Genomic DNA, 21,850 nt, shown 5'->3' on the forward strand with positions numbered 1-21,850 from the left:
GTGCACCAACTTGCAGGTGAGGTGTGGGTTGACGAGGACACTGTCCTCGGGGATGGCAGATGCTGAAACGCCATCGGCGATGTCCCCCTGACGACGTCTCGGACATCCCGAGGGCGGCGGAGTGGAACTGCGGCGGCCGATGGGGCGCAACGAGACCTTCTACTCCATCGACAAGACCCGCGACCTGCTCGGATACTCGCCGCACCACTCCTGGCGCGACGTCCTGCCCGACCCTCGCGCGGAGGCCTGAGCAGTCCGCGGGTGCAGTGACGGGATCGCCGCGGCTCTCGAGGCGGCCCTACCGGCGTCGGTCGGTGAAACGCATCGGGTCGAAGGCGGGAACCGCAGCGGCCGGGCCGTGTGCGACGAGATCGGCCACCAGTGACGCAGTGGGAGCCGCGAGGCTGAGCCCGAGCATGTTGTGCCCGGTGGCCACGACGATGCGTTCAGCACCCGGTGCGCAGCCGATGAGCGGTTTTCCGTCGGGTGTCATGGGACGAGGGCCGACCTGCTCGTCCGTGCTGGCGCGCCAGTCGATCCCGGACAGGTAGGGCGCCGCCTTGCGCTTCATGACGTCGATGCGTCCGGCATGCAAGCCTTCGGGGGTCCCGTCGAGGTCCACCATGCCGACCACTCTCGTCCGGTCGCCCATAGGGGTCACGCCGACGTGGGTCTCGCCGAGCCGGAGCACGTGCGTCGGTGGGTGCTCGGGATGGATCGTGAAACTGTAGCCCTTGCCCGGGGTCACGTACCCCCTGATCCCCAGCGGCCGCAGCAGCTGCTCGGACCACGCACCCGCGGCGATGACGGCATGGCTGGCTTCCACGACGCCCGAGCGTGTGGCGAGCTCGACCGATGTCCCGCGTTGGCGGAGTGCCAGGACCGGCGTGTCCCTCACCGGGCGCACGCCTCGTGACGCCAGCGATTCGCCGAGGCGATCCACCAACCGCGACGGGTCCAGCCACCGGTCGCCCCGATGGACGAATCCGACCTGCGCTGCGTCTCCGAGCCCCGGCTCGAGCTCGAGCAGGGCCTGCCGTTCCAGGATCGGCTCGGGCGCCGGGCAGAGACCGCGCCGCGAGACCGCGAGCAGGGACGCCCGGGACGCCTCTGCCTCGTCGCGGGTCGAGTGCAGCATGAGGAATCCCTCGTCCTGCAAGGCGTCGATGATCCCCGCCTCGACGAGCTCGTCCACGAGACCGGCCGTGCGCCGGTTGAGCAGGTCGAGGTCGTCCCAGGACCGGAGGAACCTGCCCTTGCTCGAGCTCGCGAGGAACCGTGCGAGGTAGCCCGCCACGCGCGGAAGCGCTCGCGCGCTCAAGAGGAAGCTGCCGCTCCCCGGCGAGGTGAGGGACCGCATCCCGTCGCGCACGACACCCCACGATGGGAGCGGGTCACTGCGTGCCGGGCAGACCCAGCCCCCGTTGACGCGAGCCGCGCCCCCGCCGAGCCCGCTCCCCGCCTCGAGGACCGTGACGGCATACCCACGCTCGAGCAGGTAGTGCGCGCTGAACAGGCCGATCAGCCCGCCACCGACGACGGCGACCTCACCGGTCGGCATCAGAACCGCGGGTCCGTGATGTCGCCAGGCAGGTGCGGCTGGGCCCGCGCGCGGAGCTCGGCCTCCTTGATCTGGGAGCGCCGCTCGTCGTCGGGGTCCAGGTCGGCCTCCGGGTCGACGTGCGTGGGGTCGAGGACGCGCTTGAGGAAGGTTCGGGTCCGATGGTGCTGCGGGTCACCGATCACGCGCTCGGGGTGCCCCTCCTCGACGATGACGCCGCCGTCCATGAAGATGACGCGGTCGGCGACCTCACGCGCGAACGCCATCTCGTGCGTCACCACGATCATCGTCATGCCTTCGGACGCGAGCCGTCGCATGACGGCGAGCACGTCGCCGACGAGCTCGGGATCGAGCGCGGAGGTCGGCTCGTCGAAGAGCATGAGCTCCGGGTCCATCGAGAGCGCACGGGCGATCGCGACGCGCTGCTGCTGACCACCGGAGAGCTGAGCAGGGAAGGCGTCAGCGCGGTCCGCGAGCCCCACCTTGTCGAGGTTGGCCCGGGCGACCTTCTCGGCCTCGGCCTTGCTCCGCTTGTGGACGACCTGCTGCGCCATGGTGCAGTTCTCGAGGACGGTCAGGTGCGCGAAGAGGTTGAACTGCTGGAAGACCATCCCCATCCTGCTGCGCACCCGGTCGATGTCGCAGTCGGGATCGGTGACGTCGATCCCGTCGACGAGCACCGTGCCGCCGCTCGGCTGCTCGAGCAGGTTGATGCACCGCAGCAGCGTGGACTTGCCCGAGCCCGAGGGCCCGATGACGCAGACCACCTCGCCCTGCTTGATCGAGGCGGTGATGTTGGTCAGGACCTCGACCGACCCGAAGGACTTGCGGAGGTCCGTGATCTCGACGACGGCGGCCGCGCCGTCCGGCGGGGTCGTATGCGTCGGGGCTGGGTTGGCCGTCATCGTGCCCTCGCCGACTTTGCTTCCATGCGCCTGACCGCAAAGGTGAGCGGCAGCGTGATGAGGAGGTAGCAGAGACCCGCGATGACGAGCGGCGTGAGGTTCGCGTTCGTGTTGGCCAGGTCCCGGCCGTACTTGGTCAGGTCGAAGGACGTCGCCGACAGCCCGATGATGTAGGCGAGCGAGCTGTCCTTCACGACGAGGATGAGCTCGTTCGTCAGCGGCGGGGTGACGATCCGGAACGCCTGCGGGAGAACGATCTTGCGGGTCGCGGCGCCGACCGGCATGCCGAGGGACCGGGCAGCCTCGACCTGCCCCTTCGGGACGGCCTGGATGCCGGCGCGGATCGTCTCCGCCATGTAGGCCGCTGCGACGATGCCGAGGGCGCTCCACACCGTGCCGTAGATGCCGAAGGGGATCTCCATGCCGGGGAACGCCAGCGGGAGCAGCCCGAAAGCAAGGAGCACGATGATCGCCGGCAGTCCTCGGAAGAACTCGATGTAGACCGTCGCGATCCACCGGTAGGGCCCGACGGAGGACAGGCGCATGAGGGCGAGGATCGTCCCGAGCACCAGGCCGAGGACGAAGGCGCCGAGCGCATACGCGACAGTGTTGAAGAGGGCGCGGCCGAGCCCTTGGGTCAGGGTGTCGTAGATCAGGTCGCCCCGGAAGAAGACCTTCTGGATCTGGCGCAGGTCTGCGACCGCGACGAGGACGGCGACGGCCGCGATGAGAACGGCGTACTGCGCCCACCGGATGCGCTGGGCCCGCTTGCGGGGCGAGAGGGAACGCCCTCGCCCCGCTGCTGCGTGGGACGTCATGGCACTGACCTCAGGACACGCTCGGCATCACGGCCGGCTCGGAGCCGAACCACTTCTTGTAGCTGTCCTTGTAGGACCCGTCCTGCACCGACTTCTTGAGGGCCGCGTTGAAGGCGTCCTTGATCTTGGCGGCGTTCGCGTCATCCTTCTGGAACAGGAAGCCGTACTGCTCGCCGGTGTCGAACTCCTTAACCACCGCGAAGTCCGGGTTGGACTTGGCGAAGTCGAGCAGGGGTCCGTTGTCGTTGATGGCCGCGTCGACCCGGCCGGACTGGACGCCCGCGATCTCGGTGGGCAGGTCGTCGAAGACGACGGTCTCGTAGCCGTTGGCGTCCTTGTTCTTTTCGGCGTAGGCCTGGCCGGTCGTGTCGGTCTGGACACCGAGCTTCTTGCCCTTGAGCGACGAGAGGTCGGCGATGTTGGACGACTTCTTCGCCAGCAGGGCCTGCGTCGCGCTGAAGTACGGCGTCGAGAACGCCACGGACTGCTTCCGCTTGTCGTTGATGGTGACCGCGCCCATCGCCATGTCGCACTTCTTCGCGGCGAAAACGGCACCGGAGGTCTGCGAGGCGAAGTCGATGTCGACGATGGTCACGTCGGGCTGCCCCAGCTGCTTCGCCGTGGCCTGCGCAAGGTCCATGTCGAAGCCGACGACCTTGCCGGAGCTGTCCTTGAACTCGAACGGCTTGTATGACAGGTGCGTGCAGACGGTGAGGGTCCCCGAGTTGACGAGCTGCGGCCCACCCGAGGGGTTGCTCGCAGTACCGTCGCTCGAGCCCGAGCCGCAGGCCGCGAGCGCCAGGGAGCTGGCGGAGACGACGGCCGCGAAGCCGAGAATGCGGGACCTGATCTGCGACATCTGTGTTCCTCCAAGGTTGTTGGTTTCGGCGAGACTACAGAGCGGCGTCCCATCCGGATACGGCCATCAGGGCACGTTCCGATAACTCGCCAGAGCGGCCCGGCGGGAGTCTCGAAAGGTGGACACTCGTGGCCTGCTGGACCTCGCAGGGTCCCGCAACCAACCTCAGTTGCATCGCAGCGCCGGGCGCATCGGGTCTGAGGGACGCGACGTCGGCGCGGACTCACGGCCTTCCGTTCTCGTGAACCTCGCAGGAGAAATCTCTTCGATGTCCTCGGCCCGGCATGGGCTAACCCGCCGCAACGAGGCGCTTTGTCCACCAGACCATCAGCTCGACGTGCGCACGGTGTCGCCGACCTGACGGCGCTCTTGTACGGAGTCCGAGTGACTATCCACGTCACAAGACGTGATGAGCTATGAGTTTGTTCAGGTATGCCACATCGGTCCTGCCGCTGAACTCGAACTTGACCTTGCCCAGTCCTGAGAACCAGAGCTCAAGCTCGGCGTCGAGGTCGAAGGTGCCCGCGGTCTCGAGCGAGAACGCCTAGACCTTGACGAGGGGGAGGGAGTGGAGTCCTTCTTCTTGCCGGTGATGCCCTGAACGTTCACTGCAATGATCCGCTGCTTGTGGATACGACGTAATCACGCATGCCCTTGTAGGCGGAGAATGCTTGCTCTCCGTCGATCAGTAAGGGGTCGATCTGACCAGCGACTGGCTGTAGTCGATCTGATTGAGCTTGATGTAACTGGCGTCCTGGAAGTCGATCATGCGCGAACCCTAAATCTCAGGTCCGATCGCGGCGGAAGGACTCCCTCTTGGCGATTCGCCGGCTGGAGCAGCGTGGCGAGTGAGCCCAATCTCTTCCTCACCACCCCGGGGGGTCGCATGGGCATGCCGATCCAACGTTTCACCTCACCGAAACGGACGCACGGCACAGTGGCGGCATGTCGTTCATGGGCAGACTCGAAAGACGCTGGGATGCACGTCAAACAGGTATGGAGCTGGTCGGAGTGGAGGTGTCGGTCGAAATCTCGGTGCCGGCAAAGGATCTCTGGTCGTTCATTCTTCATCCCAAGAGCGCACAGTTAACGGACCCGAGGGTGGTCAACGCGTTTCGCGTTCCGGGAACGCCGGTTGAGGAGGTCGGTGAGCAGCAGTGCATAGTGTCGGATCGCGGAGGAGTGCTCTCTGCTCAGATCGGCGAGATTGTTGCGCTGGAAGCACCCCGCCTGGTCGCCGTTAGGTGGTTGACGCTAGCTGGTGGATTCATCTCAAGACATTTGCTTGACGATCTGGGTCGCAGATCACGTCTGATGTATCAACTTGAGGGACAGGTGCTGGCCGGCTCCGGAAAATCGGCTCAGAAGCAGATGCGCACAGACGCGGCAGAGTCCTTGGCGCGCTGGCGTACAGCTGTTGAAAGCGGGGCTCGGTTCCCCGCCTAGTTCGTAGCTGGTGCGGCGTGACTGGACGACGGGACGGTCTTCCAGCTTCATCCGATGCAGACCAGCACGATTCGCGGCGGGATGGGCGCCTCAATGGGCGCCCCTACGTTTCCACTTGTGGGGACCACTGAATCTGGACGGCTTCCGGGTCGAAGGTCCGTCCCTGGCCTGAGCCGATGGGCTGGATAGTGATGCGCAGGCCGAGGAGACGGACGACGCGTTTACGCGTCTCGACGTCGGCCGCTTTCCAAGCGTCTTCGACCGTCGTACCGGTGAAGCCGGCCAGTTCAGGGTTGGGTTGAGCTGCGGCCAGTCGGGCGCGTTCGTTGGCGAGCTGTGGCTTGAGGCGCTCGGAGACGCGGCGGAGTTGGTCGCCGGTGATGGTGTCGTCGGCGAACTGGTCGGCGGCGAGGGCGAGCTTGGCCTCGAGGGCAGCGATGCGGTCTCGGGCGTGGGTAGCGGCGCCGTGGTCTCCGCCGAGGAGCCGGACTCCGTCGCGCTTGAGAACGCCCAGGATCACCTCAGTGACGAGTTGGTCGACGTCGGCCATGCGGCGGCGGACCTTCATGCATCCGGCGTGGGCGCAGGTGTAGCTGTGGGGGTAGACGCGGGTGCGTCCGTTCTGGAGCACGTACGTGTACTCCTTGGTGCCGACCAAGGGATCGCCGCACACGCCGCAGAGGGCGACCGAGCTGAGTAGATACTTCGGTTCGGTGCCGCGGTTGTTGCTCCTTCGGCCCGGGTCGGTGAGCAGCGCGACGACTCGTTCGTGGGTCGGCCGGTCGATGATTGGCTCCCATTGTCCGGGCCCGACCTCTTTGCCGAGGTGGGTGCGCACCCCGCAGTTGCGCCAGCGCAGCAGCATCTGACGGAGCACCACGGTCTGCCAGGGCTTTCCGGTGCTGGTGGAGATGCTGCGACGGTTCAGGTCGTTGCAGATCTTCCACAGCCCTTGACCCGAGAGCACTCGGTCGACGCACTCGCGGATGACAGCCGCCTCTTCGGTGTTCACCGCGAGGGTGCGGTCGGGGCGGAAGTCCCAGCCGTAGGGGCGCTTGCCGATGTGGGTGCCGTTGGCGGCGAGCTCGCGGTGCTTGGCCTTGAGTCGGCGGCGTTGCTGTTCGACCTCGTAGCGGGCGACCGTGCCTTTCATCCTGGCCATCATGCGGCCCTGTTCGGTGGCCAGGTCGATGTCGCCGCCGACGGAGGCGAGTTTGAGGCCGAGCCGGTCCGCGTGGTCGATGACGTCCTCGAGTTCTCTTGGCGTGCGGGTGAGTCGGTCGACGTCCCAGACGACGACGGCCTTGATGATCCCGTCACCGGCGTCGCGCATCATCCGCTCGTAGGCCGGCCTGGGCTTGCCGCGGGTGGCACTTACGTCGTTGTCCTCGTAGAGACCGGCGACGGCCCATCCCAGCTGCGTGACGAGCTGCTCGCAGTCGGCCAGCTGACGTTTGACCCCGAGTCCCAGACCCTCGGAGTCACGAGAGATCCGCACGTAGATGCCGGCTGGCAGGGTCACGGCGCACGCTCCCGGGGAGAAGGTCTAGACAAACATACTTCCAGTTATGGTTGTCATCTCCCCAGTCACCTTGGGTGACCGCCGATAGGGCGAGCCGAGGAGCGGTGGGATCGTTCCCTGCGTGCCATCCCAACCTGTCAGTGCGCTGTGGGGCGGCCACAAGGGTGGGCGTTACAGTGGCGGGGATTTGCCCAGCGGGACCTCCACGCCCGCCCGCCCCGACCGAAAGTCTTCCCCTGTGCGCCCCAACCGTCCGGCCGCTCGCACGGCCGTTGCCCTGATCGCTGCCCTCGGGCTCACGACCGTCGCCGCGTGCGGGTCGAGCTCGTCCGGCTCCACCGGCGCCGCGACGACGAACGTCGCCGCGTCGGCTGCTCTCAAGGGGGTCACGGCCACCGGCGCCGTCGACCTCAAGACGGCCCCGAAGGTGGCCCTCGGCGCCACGCCGATCAGCTCCAAGACCGTCGAGCACAAGGTGCTGACGCCGGGCACCGGCAAGGCCGCGACCAAGGCCGACACCGTGCGCCTGCGCGCCCAGATCTACAACGGCACGAGCGGCAAGCTCATCGACGACGGCTACGCCACCGGGCGCTCCGAGGAGGGCTATCGCCTGGGTCGGACCGACATCGTCGCCGGCTTCACCGAGGGCCTCGTCGGGGCCACGAAGGGCGGTCGTATCGCCTTCACGATCCCGCCCGAGAAGGGTTTCGGGTCGGCGGGCAACGAGCAGCTCGGCGTCAAGGGCACCGACACCATCGTCGTCGTCGCCGACATCGCCGACGTCCACACGCCGCTGACGAAGGTCGACGGCGCCCAGACGGCCGCTCCGGCCGGGCTGCCGACGGTGGAGTTCAAGAACGGCCCGACCAAGGAGCCGACGGTCACGGTCCCCAAGACGGCCGCGCCCACGACGACGCAGCAGGCGACCCTGGTCCAGGGCACCGGCGCGACCGTGCAGAAGGGCCAGACGATCAGCGCCCAGTACCACGGCGTCCTCTGGAAGGACGGCAGCGTCTTCGACTCCTCGTGGCAGCACGGGGCGGCCGCCGACTTCCCGATCGGTGTCGGTGGCGTCATCCCGGGTTGGGACAAGACGCTCGTGGGCAAGAAGGTGGGCAGCCGGGTGCTGCTCGTCATCCCGCCGGCCGACGGCTACGGCAAGGCCGGCAGCCCGCCGAAGATCTCCGGCACGGACACCCTGGTGTTCGTCGTCGACATCCTCGACTCGTACTGAGCAGCAACCGGACCGGCGACCCGCTCGCCTCCTCCAGTCACCAACGAAAGGGAAACGCAGCATGGCACTCGACCCGAACCGCACCAAGCCCGAGATCGACTTCCCCGAGGGCGACGCTCCCGCCGACCTCGTCGTCGAGGACCTCATCGAGGGTGACGGCCGCGAGGCCAAGGCGGGCGACACGGTCAGCGCCCACTACGTCGGCGTCGCGCACTCGACGGGCGAGGAGTTCGACTCGTCCTGGAACCGCGGCAGCGCCCTCGACTTCCGTCTCGGCGTCGGCATGGTCATCCCGGGCTGGGACAAGGGTATCGAGGGCATGAAGGTCGGGGGCCGGCGCAAGCTGACCATCCCCGCGCACCTCGCCTACGGCGAGCGCGGCGCCGGCGCGGCCATCAAGCCCGGCGAGACGCTGATCTTCGTCGTCGACCTCGACGACGTCAGATAACTCTGGCCAACCGGGCGGCATACCGCCCCGCGACGGCCGCGCCGAGGAATCCGGCGCGGTCGTCGTCGTATCCGCGGCCCATGGTGCTCAGGGTCACCGGCGACGAGCGGAGGGCTGCCTCGAGGCCATCGGTCTCCACCTCGTGGACCGAGAGCCGGCCGCCGCTCGCGGCCCCCATCGCCCGCGCCTGCTCGAGCACTCGTGCCCCCAGCCCTCCCGGCAGCAGGGGCACGGGCACGTCGGCGGGCACGAGGGAGACGCGGCCGTATGCCGTGAGGCTGTGGTGTGACACGCCGAGGTGCCGTTCGCGCGGGTCGGCCTCCGAGATCCGCAGGGAGCAGACGGGCCGGCCGCCGAGCGTTCCGGCCGCGTTGACGGCCTCGCCGGCCGACGTGCCCGAGAAGCCCCAGCGCGTACCGGTCCCGAGGTTGCCCGGGCCCTGGGACACGACGACGACGTCCGCCCGGACGACATGGCGTGCGGCGAGCAGGCCGGTGTGGACGTTGACGGCCTCGAGGTCGCCGCCGAAGGCCTGGCCGACCGTGATGGACGCATCGAGCCAGCCGGCGTCCCGGAGCCCGGCGACGGTGCGCGAGAAGTCGAGCGGCAGCGCGCCGCCGTCGGTCATGACGTAGGCGACCCGCAGCGAGGGCGCAGCCTCGCGCAGACCCGCCAGCACGGCCGGCAGAGCCGAGTGCAGGTCTGCCACGACGACCGGCAGCCCGGCGAGGTCGTCGGCACCGGCGAGGACCTCGTGGTGCTCGCTGTCCTGCTCGTCGACGCCGAGCACCATGGTCTGGGAGGGCGTGTAACGCGCCTTGACGAGGTGGCCCCGCACGGCGGTGACGTCCTCGACAGGGTGGGGGAGCGCGTCGGGCGCCGCGACGACGATGGCGAGACCGCCCGTGCCCAGGCCGCGCTCGAGGGCGGTCGTGTTGAGCAGCACTGCCGTCCCGGGCCCCAGGTCGCCGACGACCTCGACGTAGCCGAGCGCACGGACGACGTCGCCGGAGGGGAGGCGGACGGCATACTCGACCGCCCCCGCCCACCGGGAACGGACCTCGACCACGACACCCCGGCGCCACTGGATCATGGGGTGACCCTATTCGATCGCATGTTCGGGTAGCGTCGGACTGCCCACCCGCCGCCGCCCCTTCAGGAAGGTCTCGATGAGCCCTGCGTCTGCCTCGGCCGACAAGACCGAACGGCTGCTCAACCTCATCCTCGCGCTGAAGTCCGCGCGGCGGCCGGTCTCGAAGCAGAAGATCCGCGAGTCGCTGCCGGCCTACGCGCAGGCGAGCTCGGACGAGGCCTTCGACCGGATGTTCGAGCGCGACAAGGACGAGCTGCGCGAGATGGGCATCCCGATCACGACGACGGTCATCGACGTCCTCTTCGACGACGAGGTCGGCTACCGCATCGACGGCAGCGAGACGACCCTGCCCGCCATCAGCTTCGAGCCGGACGAGGTCGCGGCCCTGGCGCTGGCCGCCAGGGCCTGGTCGACGGCCAGCATCTCGGGCGCCGCGTCGGCAGGCCTGCGCAAGCTGCGCCTGTCGGGCGTCGAGATCGACGAGTCCGTCGCCGCCGGAGCCGAGCCGCGCATCCGCACCAAGGAGCCTGCCTTCGAGGCCGTGCACGCCGCCGTCTCGGCCCTGCAGCCGATCACCTTCGGTTACCGCAAGAACGACGGCGAGCTGACCACGCGACACGTGCAGCCCTGGGCGCTGAAGAACTGGCACGGCCGCTGGTACCTCACCGGCTTCGACGTGGACCGCGGCGACGAGCGCGCGTTCCGCCTCAGCCGCTTCGAGGGCGCCGTCCGTCGCAAGGGCAGGGCGGGGTCGTATGCCGTCCCGTCCGACCACGTGCCCGAGGTGGCCCTCGAGGCGCAGCTGCCCGAGCCCGAGGGGACGGCGGTCGTGCGGGTGCGCCACGGGCGCGGCCACACCCTGCGTCGCCACGCGCAGCGCACGACGGAGCTCGACGAGCGGTGGGCCGAGATCGAGGTGCCCTACCGCCGGGGCACGACCGAGCGCGACGTCGTCGCCCTCGGCACCCACGCGGTCGCCGTGTCCCCACCGGAGCTCGTCGACGGTGTCCGCTCGGCGCTGCTGGCCGTGGCTCGGGCACACCCGGGGTCGCCAAGGGCCGGAGCGACCGGAGCGACCGGAGCGACCGGAGCGACCGGGACGCCGCGATCGGAGGCACCGGCATGAGCGCACCGAGGCGGACGGCTGCACGGAGGCCCCCCGAGACGGCGACGCAGCGGCTCGGGCGCCTGCTCGACATGGTGCCGTGGCTGCTGCAGCACCGCGGCGTCCCGATCGCCGAGGCGGCGCAGGAGTTCGGCGTCGACGAGGAGCAGATCGTCGAGGACCTCGAGCTGCTCTTCGTCTGCGGCACGCCGGGGTACGGCCACGCCGAGCTCATCGACGCCCAGTGGGACAGCGGTCACATCTACCTCGACAACGCCGACGACATCGCGGCCCCGATGCGCCTCACGCGTGACGAGGCCGTGACCCTGACGGCAGGTCTGCAGGCCCTCGGGTCGACGCTCGTCGGCTCCGACGTCGCCGAGCGCACGCTCGAGAAGATCCGGGTGGCGGCGGCGACGGGCGCCGGTGAGCCCACGGGTCGCATCGACCTCGACCTCGACGACGGCAGCCAGCACGCCTCCATGGCGAGGCTCAAGGACGCCTTCGCCCACGGCCGGCGGGTGCACCTGCGCTACTACGTCGCGACTCGCGACGAGTCGACCGAGCGGGACGTCGACATCATGCGGATCCTCAACCTCGACGCCCAGTGGTACGTCGAGGGCTACTGCCACCGGGCCGAGGACGTCCGCCTCTTCCGGCTCGACCGGATCGAGGACGTCTCCGTGCTCGACGTCGACGGCACGCCGCCGGAGGGCGCGCGTCCCCGCGACCTCGACGACGTGTTCGTCCCCGGCGAGAACGACCTCACCGTCGTCATCGAGGCGAGCCGCTGGGCCGCGTGGATCGCGGACTACTACCCCAACGAGGGCGTCGAACGCGGCCCCGACGGGTCACTGCGGGTCACGCTCAAGGTGGCCGACCCGGCCCTCGTGCGCCGTCTCGTGCTCCGACTCGGCGGCGAGGCGCGCGTCGTCGAGCCGCCCGAGCTCGTCGAGGCGGTCGCCGAGGAGGCGCGCTCCGCGCTGGCGGCCTACCAGCCGAGCTGAGCTCGTGCCCACAGCGTGTCCGAGTGCTGACCACCGGTGCCCACATACCGGTCAGTTGCCCTTCTGAAGGGCGCCGCACGGCTCACGTTCACCGGGCGCACGTATGCTGGTCACCTGCAGCACCGAGGCTGCACAATGACGGTTCCGATCCGGACCGGCTTTCGACGAGGAGACGTAACCATGCCCAACCTGGGTGCCCCCGAACTCATCATCATCGCGGTCGTGCTCATCGCCCTGTTCGGTTGGAAGAAGCTCCCCGACATGGCTCGCAGCCTCGGCCGTTCCGCCCGGGTCTTCAAGTCCGAGGTCGACGAGCTGAAGAAGGACGGCAAGCCCGTCCCCAGCGACGCCGCGAGGACCACCGTGCCGGGCGACGTCGTCGATGCCGACGCCGAGCGTCGTGCGGCTGAGGCCCGCCTCGCCGACGCCGAGCGCCGCGCCGCAGAGGCCCGCGCCGAGGCCGACCGCCTGCGCGCCAGCAGCTCGGCCACCGCCCCGACGACGCCGACCACCTCGCCCGTGAGCAGCACGGACGAGGTCCGCCGCGACACGACGTTCTGAGTGGTTCGGTTCCCGGACCCGTCACACGGACTGACCTGAATGCCGTCACTGCGACGCCAGCGCGACCCCGAGGGGCGGATGTCGCTCGGCGACCACCTCCGTGAGCTGCGCAACCGCATCACCATCAGCGCGATCGCCATCCTCATCGGTGGCGTCCTCGGATGGGTCTACTACAACCAGGTCATCAACGCGCTGACCAAGCCGCTCACCGAGCTGCAGAAGGGGCGCGAAGGCGTCGTCAACATCAACTTCGCGGGGATGACCGACGCCTTCGCCCTGCAGCTGACGACCTCGCTCTTCGTCGGCCTGATCCTCGCCTCACCGGTCTGGCTCTTCCAGATCTGGGGCTTCATCGTCCCCGGGCTGACGAAGAAGGAGAAGCTCATCGCGCGGCTCTTCGTCGTCGCCGCGGTGCCACTCTTCGTCGCCGGGTGCTTCTTCGCGTTCATCATGGTGCCCAAGGCCGTCGCGGTCCTGCTCGGCTTCACGCCCGAGGGCGCCTACAACCTGCAGGACGGGTCCCAGTACCTCAACTTCGTGCTGAAGTTCATCGTCGCCTTCGGCTGCGCCTTCCTGCTCCCCGTCTTCCTCGTCGCCCTCAATGTCGTCGGGGTCCTCCCGGCGCACGCGATGCTCAAGGGCTGGCGACCGGCGGTCATGATCATCCTCGTCTTCGCGGCGATCATGACGCCCACGCCCGACGCCTACACGATGCTCTTCCTCGCCAGTCCGATGGTGCTGCTCTACTTCGCGTCGGTCGGGATCGCGTTCCTGCTCGACCGCCGCAAGGAGGAGCACAAGCCCGACTGGTTGGACGTCCCCGACGACCAGGCGTCTGCCCTGTAGCGTTCGGGTGTGTCCCAGCGTGTCGCCCTGATCGTCAACCCCACATCCGGGAAGGGCGTCGGACGGGTGCTGGGCGAGCAGACTCGTCTGCTGCTCCGCGAGGCCGGTCACGAGGTCGTCGACGTCTCGGGCAGCAACTACCAGCAGGCCCGCGTACGGGCACGTGACGTGGTGGCCGACGGCGTCGACACCCTCGTCGTGGTGGGCGGCGACGGCATGGTCCACCTCGGGGTCAACCTGTGCGCAGGGACGTCCACGCGCCTCGCCGTCGTCGGGGCCGGGACCGGCAACGACTTCGCCCGCAACCTCGGTCTGCCGGTCCGCGATGCGCGGGCATCCGTCGCGCTGCTCTCCGACGGCCGCACGCGGCGCATCGACCTCGGCCGCGTCTCGGACGGGGTGGTGGGGGAGTCCTGGTTCGGCGGCGTGCTGGGCGCCGGGTTCGACGCGGTCGTCAACGCCCGGGCCCAGCGCATGCGCTGGCCCCACGGGCAGATGCGCTACAACCTCGCGGTCCTGCGGGAGCTGCCGGTGTTCCGACCCATCCCGTACGCCGTCGAGCTGGACGGGCGCCGCATCGAGACGCGTGCGATGTTGGTGGCCGTCGCCAACACGACGTCCTTCGGCGGCGGCATGCGCGTCTGCCCCGATGCCGACGTCGCCGACGGGCTCTTCGACGTCATGATCGTCCACGCGCTGTCGATCCCCGCGTTCCTCCGGGTCTTCCCCCAGGTCTACTCCGGTACGCACACCACCCATCCGGCCGTCGAGATCCATCGCGCCCGGCGAGTTCGCTTGGAGGCGAGCGGTATCCACTCACAGGCCGATGGCGAGACCTTCGCCGACCTTCCCATCGACGCCGAGGTCGTGCCCGGCGCCCTCCGTGTCGTGACCCCCTCGGAGGTGGTCGCGTGATCGCCATCTGGCCGCGGCTCGCGGAGTTCGCCGCGCAGCTCGAGTTCCCGCTCGACGACTTCCAGACGGAGGCGTGCCGTGCCGTCGAGGAGGGGAGAGGCGTGCTCGTCGCCGCACCGACGGGCGCGGGCAAGACGATCGTCGGGGAGTTCGCGGTCCACATGGCTCTCGCCACGGGACGCAAGGCGTTCTACACCACGCCCATCAAGGCGCTGTCCAACCAGAAGTACACCGACCTCGTCCGCGTGCACGGTGCCGACAACGTCGGCCTGCTCACCGGCGACGCGTCGATCAACGGCGAGGCTCCCGTGGTCGTCATGACGACCGAGGTCCTGCGCAACATGATGTATGCCGGGTCGACCACGCTGCGTGGGCTCGGCTGGGTCGTCATGGACGAGGTCCACTACCTCGCCGACCGGTTCCGCGGGGCGGTGTGGGAGGAGGTCATCATCCACCTGCCGCCCGACGTCAGCGTCGTGTCGCTGTCGGCGACGGTCAGCAACGCCGAGGAGTTCGGTGCGTGGCTCGGGGAGGTGCGGGGCGACACGCAGGTGATCGTGTCGGAGCACCGCCCGGTGCCACTGTGGCAGCACATGATGGTGGGTCAGACGCTCTTCGACCTCTTCGTGGAGGAGCGTGATGCCGGCGCGGACGACGAGCAGTTCGCGGCGGCGCCCGGTCGCTACTCGGTGGCCGTCAACCCCGACCTCGTGCACGCCATCCGTGGCACCGAGGGGCGTGGCGCGTGGGACTCGCACTGGGTCAGCTCACGCGGAGGGCGCGACAAGGGCCGTCCGAAGGGCAAGGGCGGTGCCCGCAATGGCTCCGGTTCCGGTGCCGGTAACGGCGGACGCGGCGGTCGTGACGACTGGGCGGGCCGGGGACGCCGGGGCAACGACGCCTCCGGTGGCCGCGGCCCCGGTGGGGGCGACGGCGGTCGTGGCTTCTCCCGCGGCGGACGTCCCGGTGGTGGTGCGACGCGCGCCGAGGTCATCGAGCGCCTCGAGCGTGAGGGCCTGCTGCCGGCGATCACCTTCATCTTCAGCCGTGCCGGTTGCGACGGCGCGGTGAACCAGCTGCTGTCGAGCGGCATGCGCCTGATCCCCGAGTCCGAGGGTGAGGCCAACCGCCGCCTCGTCGAGGAGCGCATCCAGGGCCTGGCCGAGGAGGACCTCTCGGTGCTGGGCTACTGGGACTTCGTCGACGGCATCTCGCGCGGCTTCGCCGCACACCACGCCGGCATGCTGCCGACGTTCCGCGAGATCGTCGAGGAGCTCTTCACCGCCGGCCGGGTCCGCGCGGTCTTCGCCACCGAGACCCTGGCGCTCGGCATCAACATGCCGGCGCGCACGGTCGTGCTCGAGAAGCTGGTGAAGTTCAACGGCGAGAACCACGTCGACATCTCGCCGGCGGAGTACACCCAGCTGACCGGTCGGGCGGGGCGACGGGGCATCGACATCGAGGGTCACGCCGTGGTCCTCTGGAACCGCGGCCTCGACCCGGCGGGCGTGGCCGGCCTCGCATCGACGCGCACCTACCCGCTGCGTTCGAGCTTCCGGCCCACCTACAACATGGCGGTCAACCTCGTGCGCCAGTTCGGGCGTGAGAGCGCCCGCGAGATCCTCGAGACGTCGTTCGCCCAGTTCCAGGCCGACCGCGCCGTCGTCGGGTTCGTCCGCACGGTGCGCCGCAACGAGGAGGCGCTCGCCGGCTACGCCGAGCAGATGACGTGCCACCTGGGCGACTTCACCGAGTACGCCGCGATCCGCAACGAGATCCGCGAGGTCGAGAAGGACGGGGCCAGGGCGCGGTCCGCGTCGATGCGTACGGCTGCGGCGATCTCGTTGGAGTCGCTGAAGATCGGCGACATCGTGCGCATCCCGGCCGGGCGGCACAGTGGCCTTGCCGTCGTCGTGATGCCCAACCGCGGCGGCAAGGGGGAGTCGGCGTCCCCAGCCGTCGTCACCGAGGACCACCAGCTGCGGCGGCTGACCCTGCACGACGTCCCCACGCCCCTCGAGCCCCTCGGCTCGATGCGCGTGCCCAAGCAGTTCAACGCCCGCAACCCCAAGGCGCGCCGCGACCTGGCCGCGACGCTGCGCGCGACCATGCCGCACGACCCGCCGCCGCGCCGACGCCACAACGAGTCGGACCCGGCGGACGACCAGGTCGAGGAGCTGCGCCGACGGATGAAGGCCCATCCGTGCCACCGGTGTCCGGACCGCGACAACCACGCCCGCTGGGCCGAGCGCTGGTGGCGCCTGCGGCGCGAGACGGACGGCATCCAGCGCAAGATCGACGGCCGCACCAACTCCGTGGCCAAGACCTTCGACCGCATCTGCGAGCTGCTCGTGGAGATGGGCTACCTCGGTGACGGGGGCCAGACCATCACCGGTGACGGAGACCGGCTGCGCCAGCTCTACACCGAGAAGGACCTGTTGGCTGCGGAGAGCCTCCGCGAGGGGGTCTGGCGCCGTCTCGACCCGCCGTCGCTGGCGGCGATCGTCTCCACGCTCGTGCACGAGCCGCGCCGGGAGGAGACCGGGCTCACACCACGCTGGCCCAACGACGACGTCCGCGAGGCCTACGACCGGATGATCCGGATCTGGTCCGACCTCGAGGACGCCGAGGGTGCCCTGGCACTGCCACGCACGGGCATGCCGGACGGCGGCCTCGCCTGGGCGATGCACCGGTGGGCGAGCGGCCAGAGGCTCGAGGACGTCCTTCGCGGCACCGACCTGGCCGCCGGCGACTTCGTGCGGCGGTGCAAGCAGGTCATCGACCTGTTGGGACAGCTGACCGATGCCGCGGACCCGGCCCTGGCGACCACGGCCCGGCGGGCGAGCGACAGCGTGCTGCGCGGCGTCGTCGCGGCTGACCGGCTCGACTGAGGTCTGCCGGCGCGGGCTCACGATTGTCGTCGGCGGTGCCCGGTCGGCTATGGTTGACCCACCGGTCGGCGTTTTCGGTGCTCGTGTGTCTACACGCTCGCAAGGAACGCATTTGCGAGCGCAACTGTTTCTTCAGGGTTTCTGGAAAGTGGTCGCGTCTCTGCCGACCGAGGGTCGCTGACACGCAGCGGCTCACTTCCACCCAAAGGAGCAAACATGGCACAGGGAACCGTCAAGTGGTTCAACTCGGAGAAGGGCTTCGGCTTCATCGCCCCGACCGAGGGTCCCGACGTCTTCGTCCACTACTCGGAGATCACGGGCAACGGCTACCGCAGCCTCGAGGAGAACCAGGCCGTCGAGTTCGACGTCGAGCAGGGCCCCAAGGGCCCGCAGGCGATGCGCGTCCGCGCTCTCTGATCACTCGCTGATCTCGGCGGACCCACAGTCCGCACGAACGAAGGCCGGTCCCCTCGGGGACCGGCCTTCGTCATGTTCTGGTGACCGGAGAGCACCAGCGGGGTGCGACGGGGCGTGCAGCCCCGTCTGGGCACGCCACCTCCAGGGCGGCGCGCCGACACACTGCCGGCGCCCCTGCGCTCAGAGGCGGGTCAGGCGGTCGAACGGGCTGTTGACGCGGACCACGCCGGACTCGAAACGCAGCGTGACGGTCTCGGGGCTGCAGGCGACGACGACACCGAGCCCGTGGCGCAGGTGGGACACGCGGTCACCCACCGAGAACTGCTCGATGTCCCGGGCCGGAGCCGGCCTGAACGGGCTGCTGGAGAGGTGACGTCGGCGATCGGGAGTTCCGTGGTTGGGCACCCCTCAGTATGCGCCTTTTCGCACGGCGGTGGTGACCGCGGAGGCTCTCCGAGACGGTTCGCCCGCATGGTGTCGCGACAGACGTGACCGTACCGTGACGGTCCGCGAGCCCCCGCGGACGCCCCACGTCAGTCGATGCCGAGGGCGGAGATGACCCGGTCGAAGGACGAGGTCAGACCGTGCTCGACGGCCAGTCGCGACATGAGCGTGGGGTCCGCGACCGCCGTCGGCGCCGCGAGGTCGATGTCCGGCACGGCGGCGTCCTTGGCGACCGCGACGACGCGTGGGGCCGCGTCGAGGTAGTCGGCGGCGGCCTCGAGCCGGGCGCGCTGGGCACCCTTGAGAGCGGGGTCCCCTGCATCGATGGCGGCCCGGACGGCCTCGAGGGTGCCGTAGGTCGTGATGAGCTTCGCCGCGGTCTTCTCGCCGATGCCGGCCACTCCGGGCAGACCGTCGCTCGTGTCGCCCCGCAGGACGGCCATGTCGGCGTAGGCGGGACCGGTGCCCACGCCGTACTTCTGGGCGAGGAAGGCCTCGTCGACGAGGTCGGGCGAGCGCACGCCTCCGCGGGCGGTGTAGATGACGCGCACCTGCCTCGCGTCGTCGACGAGCTGGAAGAGGTCACGGTCCCCGGTGACGATGTCGACCGGCATCCGGCCGCTGAACTGCGTCGCGAGGGTGCCGATGACGTCGTCGGCCTCGTATCCGTCCACGCCGATGCGGGCGATGCCGAGAGCCGTCAACGCGTCGATGATGATCGGCACCTGGACCCCGAGGGCCTCGGGCACCTGCTCGCCGGCGAGCTCGTCGGGGCCGGGCTCGGCCACGCGGTGCGCCTTGTAGGACGGGATGGCCTCGACGCGGAACGCCGGTCGCCAGTCGTTGTCCCAGCACGCCACGAGATGCGTGGGCCGGCCACGGTCGACGAGGGAGGCGATCATGTCCAGCAGCCCGCGCACGGCGTTGGTCGGGACCCCGCTCGGGCCGATGACCTCTGGCACCCCGAAGAAGGCGCGGAAGTACAGCGAGGCGGAGTCGAGCAGGAGCATCCTGGGCACGGCGGACGGCATACGCGAGAGGCTACCGGCACGGGCGTACCGCCATGAGGAACGGCCCGCCCTGCCCGCAACCGCTGGACTACCCTTCGGCCATGGAAGATCTCGACCGTCGTCTCGTCGGCCTGCTGCTCACGGACGGCCGGATGAGCTACACGGACCTCGGCAAGGCGACGGGCCTGTCGACGTCCGCGGTCCACCAGCGCGTCCGCCGGCTGGAGGAGCGCGGTGTCGTCACGGGCTACACGGCGCAGGTCTCGCCGGACGCGCTCGGCCTGCCGCTGACCGCGCTCATCTCCGTGGCGCCCTTCGACCCGAGCGCCCCGGACGACGTGCCCGAGCGGCTGCGACACATCACCGAGATCGAGGACTGCCACTCGGTGGCCGGGGTCGAGAGCTACATCCTCAAGGTGCGCGTGGCCACGCCGGGCGACCTCGAGGACCTCCTCGCCCGCATCCGGTCCGCCGCCAACGTCTCGACGCGCACGACCGTCGTGCTCTCGACGCCGTGGGAGGGCCGCAGCGCCTCCGCCGTGCCGCGAGGGACCAGCTGAGCCGCCGGGCGGCCCAGCACCACAGATCCCCGCGCAACCGATCCGGGCGTCAGAGGTCCGACGGGTCGGTGTTCGCGCCGCACAGCACGACGACGACGGTCTCGTCCGGCTCGGGCCGGTAACGCCCCGACGTCAGGGCCGCCAGCGCGGCGGCCGCACCGTGCTCGACGACGACGCGCCACCGCTGCCACAGCAGCCGCCGCGCGGCGACGATCTCGTCATCGGTGACGAGGAGGCTCGTCACCGGGTGCCGCCCGACGACGTCGAACGCGATCTGCCCGATCCGCCGGGCGCCGAGCGAGTCGGCCGCGACACCCGACACCGGGACATCGACGGGCGCGCCCGCCTCGAGCGCCGCGTGCAGCGTGGCCGCGGTCGACGGCTCCACGCCGAGCACGCCTGCGGACCCCTCGAGAGCGGCGGTCACCCCGGCGAGCAGCCCGCCTCCGCCGACAGCGACCACCAGGGTGTCGACGGGCCGCGCGACCTCCCGGGCGACTTGGTCGACCACCTCGAGCGCCAGCGTGCCTGCTCCGGCCGCGATGTCGGGCTGGTCGTAGGCATGACAGTGGAGCGCTCCGGTCGCTGCGACCTCTCGCAAGGCGGCCTCGTACGCCGTCGCGTACTCGGTGCCTGCGAGGACCACTCGCGCGCCGTAGCCCTCGAGACGAGCGACCTTGACGGCGGGCGCGGTCTCGGGGACGAAGACGGTGGCCGGGACGCCGAGCTGCGCAGCGGCATACGCATTCGCCAGGCCGGCATTGCCCCCGGAGGCGACGACGATCCCCAGGGAGGGATCGAGAGTACCGAGCTCACGCGCGTGCAGGAGCCGGTTGAAGGCGCCTCGGGCCTTGAACGAGCCGGTGTGCTGGAGCAGCTCGAGCTTCAGCAGGACGCGTCCGGGCCCCAGCTCGTCGCCGGCGTCGATGACGGGGGTGCTGCGCACGTGGCCACTGATGCGGTCCCGGGCCTCGAGGACGTCAGCGCGCTCGATCACGGCGCCCAACCTGTGGTCGGTCCCGTCGTCCGGGCATGAGCATCACCCACGCCCGATGCGCGCCCTGACGGCGCGGGTGACGGACGCGAGGTCAGTGGGGGACAGCCCGATGTCGAAGCCACGCCGTCCCCCCGAGACGTAGACCACGTCGAAGGCGTATGCCGTGTCGTCGAGCACGGTGGGCAGCGCTCGTTTCTGTCCCACCGGGGAGATCCCGCCCACGACGTAGCCCGTGCTGCGCTCGGCGGCGGCCGGGTCGGCCATGGTCACGGTCTTGACGCCGAGCGCCGCCGCCACGGCCTTGAGGTCGAGCTGGCCGTCGACCGGGACGACGCCCACGGCCAACCCCTTCCCCGTGTCGACGAGGAGGGTCTTGAGGACGCGCGCCGGCTCGACGCCCAGCGCCTCGGCCGCCTCCAGGCCGTAGCTCGCGGTGGCCGGGTCGTGGTCGTAGGGATGGCGGGAGTAGGCGATGCCTGCGCGGTCGAGTGCCACGGTCGCAGGGGTCGACGGCCCGCCACCCGGTCGCTGTCGGGCCATCAGGCTCCGGCGACGGAGGCGAGTCCGTCCCAGATCGTCGTCACGACGAGGTCGGTGGCCTCGTCGGCGGTCGTGCCCGGGTGGGTGCTGCGCCAGACGGCCAGCCGCTCGCAGCCGCCGATGAGGATCTCTGCCATGGCCGTGACCCGGCGTGGCTCGAGGGCCTCGAAGGCCGGAAGGGTGCGCAGCCCCTCGGCGAAGGCCTTGGCGGTCTGCTGACGGATGCGCTCGACCGAGGCGGATGCCTCTCCGATGAGTGCGCCCTCGGTGCGCAGCAGGGCGAACGCCTGGTCGTGCTCGTCGATGAAGGCGAAGAACGCGTGCACGACGCAGCGCACCCGCTCCCGTGCGGCTGCGCCGGGCTGGGCGACCCACGAGTCGATGAGGGCCGCGAGCAGCTGGCCGCGAGCACGCTCGATCGTCGCTGCGAGCAGGCCCTCCTTGGAGCCGAAGTAGTCGTAGATGAGGGGCTTGGTGACGCCGACGAGCTCGGCGATCTCGTCCATCGTCGTCGCCTGGATGCCGCGGGTCGAGAAGACCTGCTCGGCCACGGCCAGCATCTGGGCCTCTCGCTCGGCGCGGGGCATGCGGATGCGGGTGCCGGGGGAGCGCGAGGTCATCGCGGCAGTCTACGGGGGGACCGCGACCGAGACCGGGGGGACGAGCAGCCC

At 70.0% G+C, this 21,850-nt stretch carries 23 protein-coding genes and 1 pseudogene; 12 read left to right on the forward strand and 12 right to left on the reverse strand.

From position 1 onward, the window contains the following. Nucleotides 1–121 precede the first annotated feature (121 nt). The gene (locus tag ABD831_RS14330; RefSeq protein ID WP_344947776.1) at nt 122–250 is read left to right on the forward strand and encodes a hypothetical protein; all 129 of its coding nucleotides are present in this window, start codon (nt 122–124) and stop codon (nt 248–250) included. Nucleotides 251–298: 48 nt separating this feature from the next. Here ABD831_RS14330 and ABD831_RS14335 read toward each other — a convergent pair whose 3' ends face one another. The 5 genes and pseudogenes from ABD831_RS14335 to ABD831_RS22255 all read right to left on the reverse strand — a co-directional run. Then, nucleotides 299–1,561 carry an NAD(P)/FAD-dependent oxidoreductase gene (locus ABD831_RS14335; RefSeq protein WP_344947779.1) on the reverse strand — a complete coding sequence of 421 codons (1,263 nt, stop codon included), beginning with the start codon at nt 1,559–1,561 and terminating at the stop codon, nt 299–301. After that, nucleotides 1,561–2,466 (reverse strand): amino acid ABC transporter ATP-binding protein, encoded by a 906-nt coding sequence (locus ABD831_RS14340; protein ID WP_344947782.1) that lies wholly within the window; start codon nt 2,464–2,466, stop codon nt 1,561–1,563. Before ABD831_RS14340 ends, ABD831_RS14335 begins: the two co-directional genes overlap by 1 nt. Continuing rightward, entirely contained in the window at nt 2,463–3,284 is an 822-nt protein-coding gene (locus tag ABD831_RS14345; RefSeq protein WP_344947785.1) for an amino acid ABC transporter permease, read from the reverse strand. The genes ABD831_RS14340 and ABD831_RS14345 overlap by 4 nt, the downstream gene beginning before the upstream one ends. 10 nt (nt 3,285–3,294) lie before the next feature. Continuing rightward, nucleotides 3,295–4,143 carry a transporter substrate-binding domain-containing protein gene (locus ABD831_RS14350; protein WP_344947788.1) on the reverse strand — a complete coding sequence of 283 codons (849 nt, stop codon included), beginning with the start codon at nt 4,141–4,143 and terminating at the stop codon, nt 3,295–3,297. Between the two features lie 397 nt (nt 4,144–4,540). After that, a pseudogene (locus ABD831_RS22255) lies at nt 4,541–4,672 on the reverse strand (PH domain-containing protein); the annotation flags it as partial. A 416-nt stretch (nt 4,673–5,088) separates the two neighbouring features. On the opposite strand from ABD831_RS22255, the gene ABD831_RS14360 reads away from it, so the two are divergent. Next, nucleotides 5,089–5,589 (forward strand): SRPBCC family protein, encoded by a 501-nt coding sequence (locus ABD831_RS14360; protein WP_344947791.1) that lies wholly within the window; start codon nt 5,089–5,091, stop codon nt 5,587–5,589. A gap of 103 nt (nt 5,590–5,692) precedes the next feature. Here the strand turns inward: ABD831_RS14360 and ABD831_RS14365 are convergent, their stop codons facing one another. Beyond that, nucleotides 5,693–7,111 (reverse strand): recombinase family protein, encoded by a 1,419-nt coding sequence (locus ABD831_RS14365; protein WP_344947794.1) that lies wholly within the window; start codon nt 7,109–7,111, stop codon nt 5,693–5,695. Nucleotides 7,112–7,349: 238 nt separating this feature from the next. Between ABD831_RS14365 and ABD831_RS14370 the strand changes: the two genes are divergently transcribed. Continuing rightward, a complete protein-coding gene (locus ABD831_RS14370) occupies nt 7,350–8,345 on the forward strand; it encodes an FKBP-type peptidyl-prolyl cis-trans isomerase (protein ID WP_344947797.1) in 996 nt (331 codons plus the stop codon). 61 nt (nt 8,346–8,406) lie between these two features. Then, the gene (locus ABD831_RS14375; protein ID WP_020144225.1) at nt 8,407–8,793 is read left to right on the forward strand and encodes an FKBP-type peptidyl-prolyl cis-trans isomerase; all 387 of its coding nucleotides are present in this window, start codon (nt 8,407–8,409) and stop codon (nt 8,791–8,793) included. On the opposite strand, the gene ABD831_RS14380 is transcribed toward ABD831_RS14375, so the two are convergent. After that, the gene (locus ABD831_RS14380; RefSeq protein WP_344947802.1) at nt 8,786–9,886 is read right to left on the reverse strand and encodes a DUF3866 family protein; all 1,101 of its coding nucleotides are present in this window, start codon (nt 9,884–9,886) and stop codon (nt 8,786–8,788) included. The two genes, ABD831_RS14375 and ABD831_RS14380, sit on opposite strands and share 8 nt — an antisense overlap. A 76-nt stretch (nt 9,887–9,962) precedes the next feature. Between ABD831_RS14380 and ABD831_RS14385 the strand changes: the two genes are divergently transcribed. The 7 genes from ABD831_RS14385 to ABD831_RS14415 all read left to right on the forward strand — a co-directional run bounded on the left by ABD831_RS14385 (nt 9,963) and on the right by ABD831_RS14415 (nt 17,628). Beyond that, nucleotides 9,963–11,012, forward strand: coding sequence for a helix-turn-helix transcriptional regulator (locus ABD831_RS14385; protein ID WP_344947805.1), 1,050 nt, complete (start codon nt 9,963–9,965; stop codon nt 11,010–11,012). Beyond that, nucleotides 11,009–11,998 carry a helix-turn-helix transcriptional regulator gene (locus tag ABD831_RS14390; protein ID WP_344947807.1) on the forward strand — a complete coding sequence of 330 codons (990 nt, stop codon included), beginning with the start codon at nt 11,009–11,011 and terminating at the stop codon, nt 11,996–11,998. The genes ABD831_RS14385 and ABD831_RS14390 overlap by 4 nt, the downstream gene beginning before the upstream one ends. A 180-nt stretch (nt 11,999–12,178) precedes the next feature. Beyond that, on the forward strand, nt 12,179–12,559 hold the full coding sequence (gene tatA, locus ABD831_RS14395) for a Sec-independent protein translocase subunit TatA (RefSeq protein ID WP_344947809.1): 381 nt from the start codon (nt 12,179–12,181) through the stop codon (nt 12,557–12,559). 39 nt (nt 12,560–12,598) lie between these two features. After that, nucleotides 12,599–13,405, forward strand: a complete 807-nt coding sequence (gene tatC / locus ABD831_RS14400) for a twin-arginine translocase subunit TatC (protein ID WP_344947812.1) — start codon at nt 12,599–12,601, stop codon at nt 13,403–13,405. A gap of 9 nt (nt 13,406–13,414) precedes the next feature. Continuing rightward, complete coding sequence (locus ABD831_RS14405) at nt 13,415–14,320, forward strand: diacylglycerol kinase (RefSeq protein WP_344947815.1); 906 nt, start codon at nt 13,415–13,417, stop codon at nt 14,318–14,320. Next, nucleotides 14,317–17,211: a DEAD/DEAH box helicase gene (locus tag ABD831_RS14410; protein WP_344947818.1), complete on the forward strand. Its 2,895-nt coding sequence runs from the start codon at nt 14,317–14,319 to the stop codon at nt 17,209–17,211. The genes ABD831_RS14405 and ABD831_RS14410 overlap by 4 nt, the downstream gene beginning before the upstream one ends. A 216-nt stretch (nt 17,212–17,427) precedes the next feature. Next, nucleotides 17,428–17,628: a cold-shock protein gene (locus ABD831_RS14415; protein ID WP_020144233.1), complete on the forward strand. Its 201-nt coding sequence runs from the start codon at nt 17,428–17,430 to the stop codon at nt 17,626–17,628. A gap of 180 nt (nt 17,629–17,808) precedes the next feature. Here ABD831_RS14415 and ABD831_RS14420 read toward each other — a convergent pair whose 3' ends face one another. Next, nucleotides 17,809–17,943 carry a hypothetical protein gene (locus ABD831_RS14420; protein WP_344947822.1) on the reverse strand — a complete coding sequence of 45 codons (135 nt, stop codon included), beginning with the start codon at nt 17,941–17,943 and terminating at the stop codon, nt 17,809–17,811. A 218-nt stretch (nt 17,944–18,161) separates the two neighbouring features. After that, nucleotides 18,162–19,103, reverse strand: a complete 942-nt coding sequence (locus ABD831_RS14425; RefSeq protein WP_185744685.1) for a 5'-3' exonuclease H3TH domain-containing protein — start codon at nt 19,101–19,103, stop codon at nt 18,162–18,164. Nucleotides 19,104–19,183: 80 nt separating this feature from the next. Between ABD831_RS14425 and ABD831_RS14430 the strand changes: the two genes are divergently transcribed. Beyond that, nucleotides 19,184–19,642 carry an Lrp/AsnC family transcriptional regulator gene (locus ABD831_RS14430; protein WP_344947827.1) on the forward strand — a complete coding sequence of 153 codons (459 nt, stop codon included), beginning with the start codon at nt 19,184–19,186 and terminating at the stop codon, nt 19,640–19,642. A gap of 49 nt (nt 19,643–19,691) precedes the next feature. Here the strand turns inward: ABD831_RS14430 and ABD831_RS14435 are convergent, their stop codons facing one another. From ABD831_RS14435 to ABD831_RS14445, 3 genes are read right to left on the reverse strand one after another with little or no spacing between them, the layout of a single operon-like run. After that, the gene (locus ABD831_RS14435) at nt 19,692–20,639 is read right to left on the reverse strand and encodes a threonine/serine dehydratase (RefSeq protein WP_344947830.1); all 948 of its coding nucleotides are present in this window, start codon (nt 20,637–20,639) and stop codon (nt 19,692–19,694) included. 42 nt (nt 20,640–20,681) lie between these two features. Next, entirely contained in the window at nt 20,682–21,179 is a 498-nt protein-coding gene (gene ybaK, locus ABD831_RS14440; protein WP_344947833.1) for a Cys-tRNA(Pro) deacylase, read from the reverse strand. Further along, nucleotides 21,179–21,799, reverse strand: coding sequence for a TetR/AcrR family transcriptional regulator (locus ABD831_RS14445; RefSeq protein WP_344947836.1), 621 nt, complete (start codon nt 21,797–21,799; stop codon nt 21,179–21,181). The genes ybaK and ABD831_RS14445 overlap by 1 nt, the downstream gene beginning before the upstream one ends. Nucleotides 21,800–21,850 lie beyond the last annotated feature (51 nt).

It is taken from the genome of Terrabacter ginsenosidimutans (assembly GCF_039539425.1).
Classification (GTDB): domain Bacteria; phylum Actinomycetota; class Actinomycetes; order Actinomycetales; family Dermatophilaceae; genus Terrabacter; species Terrabacter ginsenosidimutans.